Annotated in this window: 13 protein-coding genes and 2 pseudogenes; 2 read left to right on the top strand and 13 right to left on the bottom strand. The window is 60.7% G+C overall.

The genetic code is table 11. The features are described 5' to 3' along the window. Positions 1-151 precede the first annotated feature (151 nt). From EJ069_RS27215 to EJ069_RS27195, 5 genes are read right to left on the bottom strand one after another with little or no spacing between them, the layout of a single operon-like run. The gene (locus EJ069_RS27215; RefSeq protein WP_126063860.1) at positions 152-1,180 is read right to left on the bottom strand and encodes an ABC transporter ATP-binding protein; all 1,029 of its coding nucleotides are present in this window, start codon (positions 1,178-1,180) and stop codon (positions 152-154) included. Further along, the gene (locus EJ069_RS27210) at positions 1,177-2,193 is read right to left on the bottom strand and encodes an ABC transporter ATP-binding protein (protein WP_126063859.1); all 1,017 of its coding nucleotides are present in this window, start codon (positions 2,191-2,193) and stop codon (positions 1,177-1,179) included. The genes EJ069_RS27215 and EJ069_RS27210 overlap by 4 nt, the downstream gene beginning before the upstream one ends. Next, complete coding sequence (locus EJ069_RS27205; RefSeq protein WP_126063858.1) at positions 2,190-3,086, bottom strand: ABC transporter permease; 897 nt, start codon at positions 3,084-3,086, stop codon at positions 2,190-2,192. The genes EJ069_RS27210 and EJ069_RS27205 overlap by 4 nt, the downstream gene beginning before the upstream one ends. Positions 3,087-3,088: 2 nt before the next feature. Then, on the bottom strand, positions 3,089-4,027 hold the full coding sequence (locus EJ069_RS27200; RefSeq protein ID WP_126063857.1) for an ABC transporter permease: 939 nt from the start codon (positions 4,025-4,027) through the stop codon (positions 3,089-3,091). A gap of 22 nt (positions 4,028-4,049) precedes the next feature. Beyond that, positions 4,050-5,639, bottom strand: a complete 1,590-nt coding sequence (locus EJ069_RS27195; RefSeq protein ID WP_126063856.1) for an ABC transporter substrate-binding protein — start codon at positions 5,637-5,639, stop codon at positions 4,050-4,052. Between the two features lie 462 nt (positions 5,640-6,101). On the opposite strand from EJ069_RS27195, the pseudogene EJ069_RS33500 reads away from it, so the two are divergent. Next, positions 6,102-6,397: pseudogene (locus tag EJ069_RS33500) on the top strand (biotin synthase); the annotation flags it as partial. Positions 6,398-6,517: 120 nt separating this feature from the next. Here the strand turns inward: EJ069_RS33500 and EJ069_RS33045 are convergent. The 6 genes from EJ069_RS33045 to EJ069_RS27165 are packed head-to-tail and all read right to left on the bottom strand — an operon-like array spanning position 6,518 to position 12,072. Then, positions 6,518-6,850: a tetrahydrofolate dehydrogenase/cyclohydrolase catalytic domain-containing protein gene (locus EJ069_RS33045; protein ID WP_206616871.1), complete on the bottom strand. Its 333-nt coding sequence runs from the start codon at positions 6,848-6,850 to the stop codon at positions 6,518-6,520. A gap of 36 nt (positions 6,851-6,886) precedes the next feature. Next, a complete protein-coding gene (locus EJ069_RS33040; protein WP_206616872.1) occupies positions 6,887-7,036 on the bottom strand; it encodes a hypothetical protein in 150 nt (49 codons plus the stop codon). Next, positions 7,033-7,668, bottom strand: coding sequence for a sarcosine oxidase subunit gamma (locus EJ069_RS27180; RefSeq protein WP_245456310.1), 636 nt, complete (start codon positions 7,666-7,668; stop codon positions 7,033-7,035). The genes EJ069_RS33040 and EJ069_RS27180 overlap by 4 nt, the downstream gene beginning before the upstream one ends. After that, positions 7,592-10,525, bottom strand: coding sequence for a sarcosine oxidase subunit alpha family protein (locus tag EJ069_RS27175; protein WP_126063855.1), 2,934 nt, complete (start codon positions 10,523-10,525; stop codon positions 7,592-7,594). Before EJ069_RS27175 ends, EJ069_RS27180 begins: the two co-directional genes overlap by 77 nt. Beyond that, positions 10,522-10,812: a sarcosine oxidase subunit delta gene (locus EJ069_RS27170; protein ID WP_126063854.1), complete on the bottom strand. Its 291-nt coding sequence runs from the start codon at positions 10,810-10,812 to the stop codon at positions 10,522-10,524. Before EJ069_RS27170 ends, EJ069_RS27175 begins: the two co-directional genes overlap by 4 nt. Before the next feature lie 9 nt (positions 10,813-10,821). Continuing rightward, positions 10,822-12,072, bottom strand: a complete 1,251-nt coding sequence (locus tag EJ069_RS27165; protein WP_126063853.1) for a sarcosine oxidase subunit beta family protein — start codon at positions 12,070-12,072, stop codon at positions 10,822-10,824. Positions 12,073-12,197: 125 nt separating this feature from the next. On the opposite strand from EJ069_RS27165, the gene EJ069_RS27160 reads away from it, so the two are divergent. After that, a complete protein-coding gene (locus tag EJ069_RS27160) occupies positions 12,198-13,196 on the top strand; it encodes a GlxA family transcriptional regulator (RefSeq protein WP_210211309.1) in 999 nt (332 codons plus the stop codon). 59 nt (positions 13,197-13,255) lie between these two features. Here the strand turns inward: EJ069_RS27160 and EJ069_RS33810 are convergent, their stop codons facing one another. Both EJ069_RS33810 and EJ069_RS33495 read right to left on the bottom strand, forming a co-directional pair. Beyond that, positions 13,256-13,381 carry a hypothetical protein gene (locus tag EJ069_RS33810; RefSeq protein ID WP_281035178.1) on the bottom strand — a complete coding sequence of 42 codons (126 nt, stop codon included), beginning with the start codon at positions 13,379-13,381 and terminating at the stop codon, positions 13,256-13,258. A 16-nt stretch (positions 13,382-13,397) separates the two neighbouring features. Beyond that, positions 13,398-13,698, bottom strand: a pseudogene (locus tag EJ069_RS33495) (IS110 family transposase); the annotation flags it as partial. Positions 13,699-13,728 lie beyond the last annotated feature (30 nt).

The following is a 13,728-nucleotide window of genomic DNA, read 5'->3' as shown; positions in this document are numbered from 1 at the left end:
CGGTTCACGGGAAATGGCCAAGTGAGCCGATGTTCAAAGTCCATACCGGATTCGCCGTGGTATATTCCAGCGATCCTCGTGCTTGTGATTTGGAGCGAACAGAACATGGGCAAAACGATGAGCGCAACCGCACTCATGCCGTCAGTCGGGTTCAACTGGTGAGAGCGGTCGATTTTTCCCAACGCGGCCCAGATTCGTGCTTCAGCGGGAAATGGCATTTGAAGCTATGTTCCGCGTCGTCTCCGCTGGCTGAAGGTTCGGGAAACACACCTCTACAGATTTCCTGCGCGTACTGGCATCGGGTGTGGAACTCGCAGCCGGATGGCCTTCTGAGCATGCTCGGCACCTCGCCCTTTATCTCGATGCGGTTGAGAACCGCATCTGGATCGGGCACTGGATTCGCCGATAGCAAGGCCTGCGTATAAGGATGGCGCGGATAATCGAAAATGTGTTGGGTTGAGCCAGTTTCAACAACCCGGCCGAGATACATGATCGCCATACGATCAGCCATGTGGCGGACCACATTGAGGTTGTGCGTTATGATGAGGATGGCGATCCCGAGTTCATCCTGCAGGCGAGCAAGGAGATTGAGCACCTCACCCTGCACTGAAACATCCAATCCCGCTGTAGGCTCATCGGCGATGATCAGTTCTGGATTGAGGGCAAGGGCACGCGCGACGCCAACGCGCCGGGCCTGCCCGCCAGAGAGCTGGTGGGGGTAGCGGCGGCCAACATCCGCAGGCAAGCCGACCATGCGCAACAGGCGCTCTGCTTCGGCGCCGCCGTCCCGATTGCTTACGCCATGAATGCGGAAGGGCTCCGCGAGAAGCGACTGCACGGTCAGCCGCGGCGACAGCGAGCCGACCGGATCCTGGAACATCATCGCCATGCGACGCAGGTAAGGCATGCGTTCGGTCGCTGTGAGACCGATTAGCTCCTGTGCCCCGAAACGGATGCTGCCGCTTAAAGCAGGCTGCAGGCCAATGATGGTGCGCGCGATGGTGGACTTGCCCGAGCCGCTTTCACCGACGAGGGCAAGTGTCTCCCCCTTGCGGATTTGAAAGGAAACACCGCACACTGCATCAATGAAAGGTGCTTTCGTGCCCGTTGCGAGCGCCTTCAGCGGGCCCATTGTGCGGAAGCGCACGCGGAGGTCCTGGACACGCAGCAGCGCACTCATGCTACGAGCACCCGTCCTCGGTCGAGCATGTGGCATCGCGCCAACTGATCAACTCCTATTCGGTATTCGACTGGGGTCTCCTGTACGCAGCGATCGAAGGCATGAGGGCACCGCGGGCGAAAGATGCACCCTTTGTTGCTGCCGAAAAGACTAGGTACCTCTCCTGGAATGGTCGGCAAATTGCGCGTCCTTTGTCTGATCCGTCCGGGATCGCACTCAAGCAACGCACGAGTGTAGGGATGGGCTGGGTTATGGAAGATGTCCCGTACAGCCCCCTGCTCCACCACCTCGCCCGCATACATGACGGCAACGTGATCGCACAGTTCGGCCACGACGCCGAGATGATGGGAGACAAAGAGGATCGAGCAACCGATCTCCCTTTGCAGATCTTTGAGCAGATGAATGATCTGAACCTCCAGCGTTGCATCAAGCGCTGTGGTGGGTTCGTCGGCAATGAGGAGTACCGGCTTCACAAGCAGCGCCATGGCGATGCAGATGCGTTGGCGCATGCCACCGGAGAACTGATGCGGATGACCGCTGATCCGGCTTTGCGGATCGGGAATTCCCACACGCTTGAGCATGTCGATGGCACGCGCGCGTTTTTCGCTGCGGCTTCTTTGTTCGTGGTGTTGGATATCGATCATCTGGCTTTCGATTGTCCGCACGGGATTGAGGGCGGTCATCGGATCCTGAAAGATCATTGAGAGGCGATCGCCCATCAGACTCCGTCGTGCTTGGGAAGACAGTGTGAGTAGGTCGCGTCCCTCGAACACTATGCTGCCGGCTGTAACCTCAGCATTTTCGGGAAGCAGGCCCATCACCGAATAGGCTAGCGTTGATTTTCCGGATCCGCTTTCCCCAACAATACCGACCACCTGTCCGGGCGCCACCTCGAGCGAGACATTGCGCAGGGCGTGAACACGCCCTCGCGGTGTGCCGAAATCAAGATTGAGACCGGAGACTTCGAGCACCGGACGAACGGAGATCGGCTGTGTCAGGTTCTCGCGTCTCATAGGTCTTTCCGCAATTTGGGATCGAATGTGTCACGCAGTGCTTCGCCAAGGAATGTGAAGCCGAGTGTGGCAATGACGATTGGAATACCGCCGGCAAAGACCAGCCATCCCGTCTGATTTATGTAGCTATAGCCATCATTCAGGATCGAGCCCCAGTCGGGTGTGGGTGGGCGCACGCCCATGCCGAGAAAGCTGAGACCTGCTTCCACTGCGATCACCGCCGGCACATCCATGCTCACAAGAATGAGAAGCGGACCGATCACGTTTGGCAGCATGTGCACGAAGAGGATGCGCCTCGTGCTGGCGCCCATGCTACGCTCCGCGTCGATGTAATCACTGTTGCGCAGAGCATGCGTTTGGGTGCGCACGACGCGCGCATAGATCGGCATAGATGTTACTGCGATGACCAAAATCACGCTACCAATACTTGGCCCCAGGAGCGCGATGACGGCCAGCGCAAAAATGATGCCGGGAAACGAGCGGATCGTATCGAAGATAAGCAGGAGCAAGTTGTCGAGCCAGCGCGGCCCGAACCCGGCGATGAGGCCAAGCACGAGCCCGACGACAAGCGAACTGCCTAGTGACGCGAACGCGACCAGAAGCGGGATGCGGCCGCCCATGATGGTACGGGAAAAGGTATCACGGCCAAGTTGGTCAGTACCCAGAAGAAACTCGGGCGAAGGTCCTGCCAAACGTGGCCCAACCATGATGCGGATCGGATCATGTGTGATGATGAGGGGAGCAAAGATCGCACTCGCCATCACGACCAGGACGAGCACTGCGCCCAGCATGCCGAGACGGTTCTTGCGCAACTGCCGCAGGAAGGCGCGAAAGGCGCTGGCACTCTGCCGCCCTACGTCGGCTTCTGGGCCAATGGCTTCAATGCTCGCCATGGCTATAACTTTTCCCGGGTTCGTGGATCAAGACCGGCATTGATCAGATCCGAGAGCGTCGTTGAAATGACGATCAGGACCGTTGTGACCAGGACTACGCCCATGACGATCGGATAGTTGCGGGAATTGACCGCCTGCACGATCAGAGCGCCGATGCCAGGCCTTGCGAAGACCACCTCCACAAATACTGCAGTAGAGAGTAACCAAGCAATGCCTACGCCGAGGATTGTCACGGTCGGCAAAATTGCCAGCGGCAATGCGTAACGTGCAACGATGCGCCACTCCGAAATCCCGAAGGAGCGAGCCATTCGGATGTGGTTCTCACCGAGAACTTCAAGCATGGATGCACGCACCAGTCGCGAGATGTAGCCAACCCAGCCGATTCCCATGGCGAAGCTCGGCAGGATCAGATGGATCAACCCGTCCCGGAAGCCGTTTCCAACCCCAATCGCCGGCAGCCAGCGGAGAGTAACCGCGAAGATCAGCAGTGCGTAAACCGCCACGACGAAGGAAGGAATGGCGATTGTAGCCACCGCCATAACGCCGACGACCTGATCAACCACGGAATTCCGCCGCACGGCCGAGTAACAGCCGAGCGGCACGCCAACAGCGGCGGCCCATAAAATCGAGATCAGGATCAGGCCAATCGTATAGGGCAATTGCTCGAATACGATGTCGGCGACAGGTCTCTGGCTGAACACGTCAGAACCGAGATCGCCATGGAGCAGTCCACCGAAAAATATAATGATCTGTACAATAAGCGGCTTGTCGAGCCCCATCTGCTGATGGAGCTGTTCCTTCATCTCCGGCGTTGCGCGCGGGCCGAGCATAGCCGCGGCCGGATCGCCGGGCACGGCATGTATCATCAGAAACAGAAGCGCCACCGCGGTCACAGTGATTGCGACCGCGAGGACGATTCGTTTAAGGAGGTAGAGCCACATTGCTCCGGCTCGATCACATTGCTCAAGCCGAAGCTGGCTTGAAATCCAAAAACAGGGGGAACCCGTCCGGACGGGTCGCTGCTTTGATCTGCGTGGAGCGGGACAAGATCGGCGTCGCACCATTGGTCAGGAACCGGTAGGCGCCGGAATCTTCCATTATATCCTGCATCTCATAGTATAGCTTTGCCCGCTCGTTGGGATCCTCAACGGTAACCGCTTTAGCGTTTAGCTCATCAAAACGATCGCTGCGGAAGCGCTCCCAGTTCCACACGCCAACCTGGTCTTGGATAAAATAGGTGGTCGCTGCGTAGGGGTCAGGCGCACTGGAATAGTTGTTTACCATAAGTTGTACGTTTTTCCATTGCTCGCCCTCAGACTCCATGCCGAGTGTCCACCACGAGCCGGAGTCACGGAGATTGACCTCGGCCGCGATGCCGATTTGGGACAATTGAGCCTGAATCGTCTGAGCTATGGTCGAAGAAAGGCTGTCGTTCAGGCAATCGATCGTCAAAGCCAGGTCACTGACACCGGCCTTTTCGAGGAACTCCTTTGCCTTCTCGAGATCACCTTCCGGCGGCACAAGCGTTTTTGGGCGGTGCCCTATGAGGCCCGGCGCAATCGTGCCTGTCGCAACGTTGACCTGGCCCGCAAAGGCAGTATCCAGGATCTGTGGCACATTGATCGCCCATTGAACCGCCTTGCGGACGTTGATGTCTTTCAGCTTCGGGTGCTCCATATTCATGCCGAGCCAGAAGTACTCGAGCGAAGCCTTTTGCTCTAACTTGGTGTTCGCGAGCGGATTACTCTTCAAGGTCGCCAGCGAATCCAGACTGATACGAGTGAAGTCGACGTCACCCGCCTGATAGGCGCGTTCCGCCGTTTTATGGTCTTCCATCGGCACGATGCGTATCTCGTCGAACCCTGGCTTTGGTCCGGACCAGTCCGGGTTCCGTGTTAACAGCATATACTGGTTTTGCTTCCACTCGGCGAGCACATACGGGCCAGAGAAAGCGGGCGGCTTCATGCCGAAATCACCGCCGTCCTTAGTTGCCTTCATCACGGCATCCTCGGAAACGATGTGGCCAACCCCAAAGGGGAGCGCGAGATTCCAGAGCGGCACGAAGGGCGTCTTCAGCACGATAACGCCCGTGTAGTCATTCTCAATCTCGACGCGGTCGAGCGAACCCCAATCAGGTTTTACCGGCGAATTGTGCTTGATGACGCGCTCGAACGAGAATTTCACGTCCTTGGCGGTCATTTCGCCGTAACCGCCGGTGAACATGATGCCTTTCTTCAAGCGGAAGCGGATGTGCGTTGGGTCGACCTGCTCTACCTGTTCCGCCACCTCCAGCTCCCAGCTCCATTCGGAGCCCGGCTTGTAACGCGTTAGCTTCGAATAGATGCAGTGCATCACCTGGACATCGGAGTCACCTTGATAGAAGCCTGGATCGAGCACGTTGACACCACGAACGGAGCGCGCCTTGAGCACTTTGCCCTCGGCGGCCCAGATGGCGTCTGAGAGCGGCATGCCGGCAGCGATAACGCCTCCGCCTAGCGCTGCACCGGTCTTGAGAAAGGCACGGCGGCTTATATGGCTTCCTTTGTTCGTCATTATTGTTCCCCTTTTGCTTGAGCGGTTCCGCCTGCATCATCGTTGTCTTGAGCGTAACGCACGAGGGGTAGCGATTTACTCCAAAATGCGCCGGCTACTGAAATATGGGGTGCACAAAGCGATACGGTTTGAAACGTCAGCAGCTTCGGAGAAGCACTTCAAACCTACGAAACGAAGCCACATTGGGCGCAGAGACGGTCTCAGCTAACTGATAATTGGGGAAGCTCAATCGTGCCAACGGGCTATTGCCGCGACGGGCGGCGATCTGATCTCCGTCGGCTGGCTGACCACAGCGCGCCGATCCTGGATAACGGCTTGGACTTTCGGGGACTCACAATCGTCGCGACGAACGGCGTGAGGGCGGCGGCTTTCCGATTGCTTTCAATCAGCGAGGAAGAAGCCGCAAGCACCAGAATCCAAAAGGAACAGGATTCGATCCAAGCATCGAAATCCACAATGACAATGCCATACGCACAATCTACCGACGGCGGGTTCTGCACCCTGGAAAAGGCTCGGGCAGGTTACGATACCCCTTCGGCAACGTCCTCTTCCTGGCGCAAACCGTTAATCGCCGGAATTTCGATCCGAACAAGGTCCAGCTCAGCCGGCTTCTTGGCATCAAGACAGGCGGATTGCAGCCCCTCCGCTCGGTAGGAATGGGCCCGAAGGCGTCGAAGCTGATGGAGGTCCAACGGGTCCTCGTAGAAGCGCCCAAGGCGCGTTACGCCGGCGCCACGCGCTATTTCATGGGCGCCAGTGTTATGGCGCCCCTTATCTCGGCCGCGCTGCTGAAATCCACGTGGCCCACCAGCCGTTGCTTGCCGACCCGCGCATTCCGATCGATGCCGTGGCGCCTGCCTTGATCCAGTCGCCGGAGATCATCTTGAGGCGGCCGATGACAGCCAACAGAATGTCTGCGAGCCGGGACAGATCGCCGAGATGGCCACGCAGCAACATTTAGGCACCACGGGGTACACGACACCGGTAAACTTTTGTCCGGTGCCGAGAAGGCCGACATTCAAAATGTGAAATCCATCGATATCCTTTGCCGGATCGATCGCATTGATCACCAGATCAGCGTTCAGATGTTTGGGTAGAGGCAGTTGGACGAGAATGCCGTGAATCCCGGGATCGGCATTCAGCCGCTCGATCAGAGTAAGCAGATCGGCCTGAGAGGTTTCAGTGGGCAGCTTGTACTCAAGGCTCCTCATGCCAGCTTCGCGGGCCTACCGTCCTTTGTTACGCACTTAGACTTCCGACGCCGGATCATCGCCCACCAGAACGACAGCCAGCCCCGGCGCAATGCCGTGCTCCCCATTGAGCCACGCCATATGCGCAGCCACTCTCGAACGCAGCTGCGCCGCGGACACCTTTCCGTCGGTGATCTGGGCAGTCACGCCACCTTCTCCTCGAGCCGCTTTGCAGCCGTTTCCAGCGCGTGCCAGAGCGATCCGGCTGATGAGCGCGCGCCCAGCATGGCGGCATGGAGGTCGCCGCGGCGGATGACGAAACAGCTCATATGCTCAACGCCGGTCCGTGTCGCACGGCCCGGACCAAAATTCGCGAGGTCGATATTAACGAGCTTCGACAGCAACGCCTCGAGAGGCCCTGTGCCGGCCCGCGAAACAATCTCGAACGCCACCCAGCCATCGGTTTGCTCGGTTGCCGAGCAGCCGGGGGCGAGTTGCTTGAGCTCGGCGGCAAAATCCAGCTCGGCGCAGCCTTCGCCCTCGATCGTCCACTGATCCGGTCCGGTCCACAGCGCGGCAACCCCCTGCCCTGCAACCCAGCGGCCGGGTCCGGGAAGAGTGAGCCCAAAGGGTGTCGGCTCAACAGTTCCCCGGCGCAGCGCAAGCGAGGCAAGCGCGAGACCGACATTCTCCCGCAGCTCGATCGCTCCAAAGGATGCGTATCCGGGCGTTACGGCACCGAGCGCGGTGATAGGTCTCAGGTCAGTCACGCAGACGTTCTCCTTCAGGATCGATGAAATGCGCCGACACCACGCGCAGGCGCGCGTTTTCGCCTTCAAGCGGGTTCGCGGCCACGATCACCTCACCCAGTCGTTCGTCGCCATTCCCGAGGAAACCAAGCCCGATCATCGACCCGACATGCGGACTGTAGCAGGCTGACGTGATCCAACCTTGGTCGGTGTCGAGACTCTGCGGCGCCTCCTCGGCAAAAAGATGCGAGCCGCTGACCACCTTCCCGGCCGGATCGACGGGCCGCAGCCCCACCAGGCGTCGCCTGTCGCCCGCAAGGCCCTCGCGCCGCGACATCACGGCGCCGACGGAATCCTTCTTCTGCGACACCATACCGCCGAGTCCGACCATGGCGGCCGTCGTCTGTCCGTTCAACTCGGCCCCGGCGGCGTGTCCCTTCTCGATCCGCAGCACGGACAGCGCTTCCACTCCATAAGGCGTCACTCCGAGATCGGCACCCAGCTCCATAAGTCGCTCCATCAATGCGTGGCCGTATCGTGCCGGAACCGCAATCTCATAGGCGAGTTCGCCCGAGAAGGAGATGCGGAAGAGCCGCGCGCGCAGCCCGTCGCAGACGGTGAGCTCCGCGCAGGCCATGAAGGGGAAGGCCTCGTTCGACAGGTCGAACTCGTCAAAGATGCGGGCGAGCAGAGCGCGCGACTTGGGCCCGGCGACGGCGATCTGCGCCCAAGCATCGGTCGTGGAGATGAGCTGGACGTCGAGTTCCGGCCACAGGCATTGCCTCGCGAATTCCATGTTGCGGTAGACCAGACCGGCGTTGGCGGTCGTCGTGGTGACTACATAATGATCCTCGGCCAGCCGCGCGCAGGTGCCATCGTCATAGACAAATCCGTCTTCGCGCAGCATAAGCCCGTAGCGGACTCGGCCGACTTTCAGCTTGGCCATGATATTGCAGTAGAGCCGGTTGAGAAACTCGCCCGCGTCCGCGCCCTGGACATCGATTTTGCCGAGCGTCGTCACATCGCACAGGCCCACTGCGCTGCGCACGGCCCTGGCCTCGCGGTCCACGCTCTGGCGCCAATGCGTTTCGCCCGCACGCGGGAAATATTGCGCGCGCATCCACTGGCCGACCTCGACGAACACCGCGCCCTGCGCCTCGGCCCAGTGATGGGTGGGTGTGAGGCGGCGTGGTCGGAAATGCCGCCCTATATCGCCGCCGCCCAGGACAGAGAGCGTCACTGGAGTGTAAGGCGGGCGGAAAATCGTTGTTCCAGTTTCCGGGATCGACCTCCCGGTCAGCTCCGCCATCACGGCAAGACCGGTCACATTTGAGGTTTTGCCTTGGTCCGTCGCCATGCCCAGCGTCGTGTAGCGTTTCAAATGCTCCACCGGCCGCATGTTCTCGGCATGGGCGAGCTTGATGTCCTTCACCGTCACGTCATTCTGGAAATCGACCCAGGCGCGCTTCTTGCCGGGTACATGGAAGACGGGCGCAACCGTGTAGTCTGCCTCCTCGGCGCGCGGCAAATCGGGCAACGATGCCGCGATTCCAAGTTCGTCCATCGCACGCTGTGCGGCTTGCGCGCCGGAACGCATGGCGTCGGCGGTGGAAAAATTGCCCGCCGCCGCACCTGCCGGAATTAATCCTAGGGGTCCCTCCTCCCCAGGCAGGAACGCCTGCAGCGGTTCATTCCAAACAGGCCGACCGCGATGATGCGAAAAGAGATGCAAATTCGGGTTCCAGCCGCCAGAGACCCCAAGCGCGCCGCACTCGATCCATTCGGACCTGCCGTTGGCCTGAACCTCGACCGATTTTAGGCCTAGCCGTCCGCGTGAGCCAGTCACCATGCCCCCCGCGATCAGTCGGTAATCACCGCGAGCCTTCGCCTCGGGGCGCGCGTCGATGACGGCGGCGATCTGGACATCCTTGGCGGCGAGATCGCGCGCGGTGCGATGACCGTCATCATTATTGGTGAAGACGGCGACCGTCTCGGAGGGGCATGCCGCCCAGCGATTGGCGTAAGCCCGCATCGCGCCGGCCAACATGATTCCCGGACGGTCATTATCGGCAAAGGCGATGGGCCGCTCTGTCGCGCCCGCCGCCACTACCGCGCGTTTCGCCGTGATACGCCACAGAGTCTGGCGCACACGCCCGCTCGCGTCTGGGAGATGATCGGAAACGCATTCCACCGCGCCATAGATGCCGTGATCATAGACCCCGAACACCGTGGTGCGGCGCATCACGCGAATGTTCGGCAGGCTGTCGAACTCACGTTCCAATGCGGAGACCCATTCGGTGGCCGGCGCTCCGTCCAGCGTTTCCATCTCGGACAGAAGTCGCCCGCCCAGGCGGAAATCCTCGTCGGCCAAAATCACACGTGCGCCGGAGCGCGCCGCCGTCAGCGCCGCAGCCAGTCCGGCCGGACCTCCTCCGATCACCAGCAGGTCGCAATGGAGGAACCCCTTGTCGTATGCATCGGGGTCGGCCTGCTTGGAGAGGCGTCCCAGGCCCGCCGCTCTCCGGATCGCCGGCTCGTAGAGCTTTTCCCAGAAGACTTTGGGCCACATGAAGGTCTTGTAGTAGAAGCCGGCTGTGAAGAAAGGCGACAGCAGGTCGTTCATCGCCAACGCGTCGAAGCCGAGTGAGGGCCAGTGGTTCTGGCTTCGCACCTCCAGCCCCTCGAACAGCTCTACCACGGTGGCGCGCGTGTTCGGCTCCTGCCGTGCCCCCGTTCGCAGTTCGACCAGAGCGTTCGGTTCCTCCGAACCGGCCGAGAGCACCCCGCGCGGGCGGTGATACTTGAAGCTGCGGCCCACAAGACGCACGCCATTGGCCAGAAGCGCAGACGCGAGCGTGTCGCCGGCATGGCCGTGATACCGTTTGCCGTCGAAGGTGAAGTTCAGGGTCTGCGAGCGGTCAATCAGCCCTCCGGCTAGCCGTGTCATTTGCTGCACCTCGTCCGCCCAAGGGCCACATTGCGGGCCAGTTCCGCACCGAGGACTTCATGGGTGACCGTGTCGCGCGTCACCACCAGCCATGACCGGTCACCCTGCTCGTGGAACCACAGTTCGCGGTGCACGCCCGCCGGGTTGTCGCGCAGGAAGACGTAATCGCAAAAAGCGGCCTCGGCATCGGGCGCGGGTGGGTCTGGACGGTCGATGAGCCGAGCGTCGCCCAGATAGGTAAATTCCTGCGCATCGCGCGGGCCCAGAAGTGGATGGGGGATCAGCATGGAACCGCCTCAGTGGAGATTGGGCTGGGCACCGGCGCCGCGCTCGTCGATCACATAGCCGCGTGCGAACCGGTCAAAGCGATAAGCGCGCGCGGTCTCGTGTGGTGCGCCGGTGGCAAGAAGATGGGCGAAGGCATAGCCGCTGGCAGGCGTCGCCTTGAACCCGCCATAGCACCAGCCGCCGTTGAAATAGAGGCCATCAATAAGCGTGCGGTCGATGATCGGCGAACCGTCCATCGACATGTCCACCACACCCCCCCACATGCGCAGGAGCCGTGCCCGCCCGATCATGGGCATCAGCGCCATGCCGCCTTCGGCGACGTCCTCGACCACCGGCAGGTTGCCGCGTTGGGCATATGAATTGTAGCCGTCGATATCTCCGCCAAAGACAAGCCCGCCCTTGTCGGACTGGCTGATGTAGAAATGGCCTGCGCCGAAGGTGATCACGCCCGGAATGGTGGGCTTGAGCCCCTCCGTGACGAACGCCTGCAAAACATGGCTTTCGATCGGAAGCCGCATTCCGGCCATCGCCATGACGCGGCCCGAGGAGCCCGCCACTGCGACGCCAACCTTGTCGGCGGCGATATAGCCGCGCGATGTCTCCACGCCACGCACCTTACCGCGATCCACCCGGAAACCCATCATCTCGCAATTCTGGATCAGGTCCACGCCGTGGCTGTCGGCCCCGCGCGCATAGCCCCAGGCCACGCCGTCGTGCCGCGCGGTGCCGGCACGCCGCTGCATCAGGCCACCTTTGATCGGGAAGCGCGCGTTCTCGTAGTTCAGGAACGGAACCATGGCGCGCAGTTCCTCTCGACCTAGCAACCGGGCGCCCGCCCCCGCCAGCATCATGGCGTTGCCGCGGCGGCGAAAGGCATCACGCTGCGCATCCGTATGAAAAAGGTTGATGATGCCGCGCTGGGAAACCATTGCGTTGAAGTTGAGCTCCTGCTCCAATCTTTCCCAGAGCTTCATCGAGAACTCGTAGAAGGGCTCGTTGCCGGCAAGCAGGTAGTTCGACCGGATGATTGTCGTGTTTCGCCCGACATTCCCGGATCCGAGCCAACCCTTCTCCAGCACGGCGATACGGGATCGCCCGAAGGTCTTGGCCAGGTAATAGGCCGTCGCCAAGCCGTGACCGCCCCCGCCCACGATCACGTAGTCATAGGCGGGCTTGGGCTCAGGGTTGCGCCAGAGCGGCCGCCACCCGGTATGCCCCTTGAGCGCTTCAGCAAAGACGCGGAAGCCCGAAAACTTCATATCAAGAACTCCTTGGACTGCCGGGACTATGTCACGGCAAGGGCAGTGAGGTGTTTTCAAAATTGACTTATGTGTGCTTTTGCCGGACATGTGCGAACAATGTGGACGATAGGATTTCCAAGGGGATGATTGACGGGAATCACGGCAGCGCGCGGCGATACGGTTTCCTGCTGATCGAAGGCTATGCCCTGATGTCCGCGGCCTCCGCGGTCGAGCCGCTGCGCGCCGCCAACCTGCTTAGCGGGCGGACCCTTTACGATCTGAGCTTCATCTCGGCCAAGGGCGGGTGGATGCGCAGTTCCGTCTCGGGCGCGTTCGAGACCGAACCTGTTTCAGAGGCAGGCACTAATTTCGACATTCTGTTTGTCGTGGCGGGCGGCAATCCGCTGACCTATCGCGACGACAGGATTCTGGGCAGGCTGCGCCGTCTTGCCCGTTCGGGCGTGCCACTGGGAGGAATCTCAGGCGGGGCGGCAATCCTGGCCGCGGCGGGTGTGATGTCGTCACGCCGGTTTACAATTCACTGGCAGCATATCGATGCGATGCGGGAGATGTATCCCGACGCACTCATCGAACGGCGGCTGTTCGTCATTGATCGTGACCGCTTCACCTGCGCAGGCGGCATGGCCCCGCTGGACATGGCCCACGCCCTGATCGCTTCAGATCACGGTGTGGAATTGGCCCGTGCGGTCAGCGATTGGTTCATCCATACCGGCATCCGGCAGGCCGAGGCCCCGCAGCAATTGGACCCGGTGCGCAGGTATGATCTGCATCATCCCGCTCTGGTCGCCATGGTGGAACTGATGACGAGCCATATCGCAGACCCGCTAAAGCTGGAGGATCTGGCGCATCTGAGCGGTATCGGGGCCCGGCAATTGGAGCGGCTGACAAAGGAACAGCTGGGACAGAGCGTGATGCAGTTCTATCGGTTTCTGCGATTGGAGAAGGCCGACGAGATTCTGCGGCAGTCCAACCTTCCGCTCGTCGAGGTGGCGCTTGCCACGGGCTTTTCCAACCGTAGTCATTTCTCACGAGCTTTTCAGCGGAATTTCGGCACAGGTCCCGCCACCCGTCGCAAACAGCGCCGCCACGGCGAAAGTTGTCGCGACTGGCCGCGCCCGTGATCAGAAGGACCCGCTGACAGTCCTCCGTGATACATACAGGTCAGCGTACTCTGGAGCATTCACCCCAACGACGGTTTGTCCGATTCCGGCTCGACGTTTGTCATCACGATCAGCACCTCACAATCTTTGATGAGCGCCGCCGCTGTCATGCAGCGCGAGCTTTCAAATCTCTTGTCGGCCGTCATGAGCGCCGACACGATGGCCGAGCCGGGCCGCAAGCCGCCGGCCAGGGTCGAAGGCGAGGTCTGGGAGCGTGGCAGCGATCGCGCTCGCGATGATCGGAGTGGTTCCTGGAATCCTCTGAGCCGCCGGCTCAGTGGCTCAGTTCGTTTCAACGATGCCAGGCATGGACGGTCCATGTCGCTAATCTTCCCATGAACTTCGCGCAACCGTGCAACTGCTGGATTAGAACAAGAAGACAGAAAGGCAGATCGGCAAGCTGCGGAATCCGCTTATCGTCGTCTTGATCCGCAACCAGAATGCCTACGCCAGCGATGCCTTGGGGATGATGACGACCCGAGCTTGGCTGGGT

Source organism: Mesorhizobium sp. M2A.F.Ca.ET.043.05.1.1 (assembly GCF_003952445.1).
Lineage (GTDB): Bacteria > Pseudomonadota > Alphaproteobacteria > Rhizobiales > Rhizobiaceae > Mesorhizobium.
The sequence above is the reverse complement of the archived record's forward strand: the minus strand, read 5'-3'. Positions and strand labels throughout refer to the sequence as shown.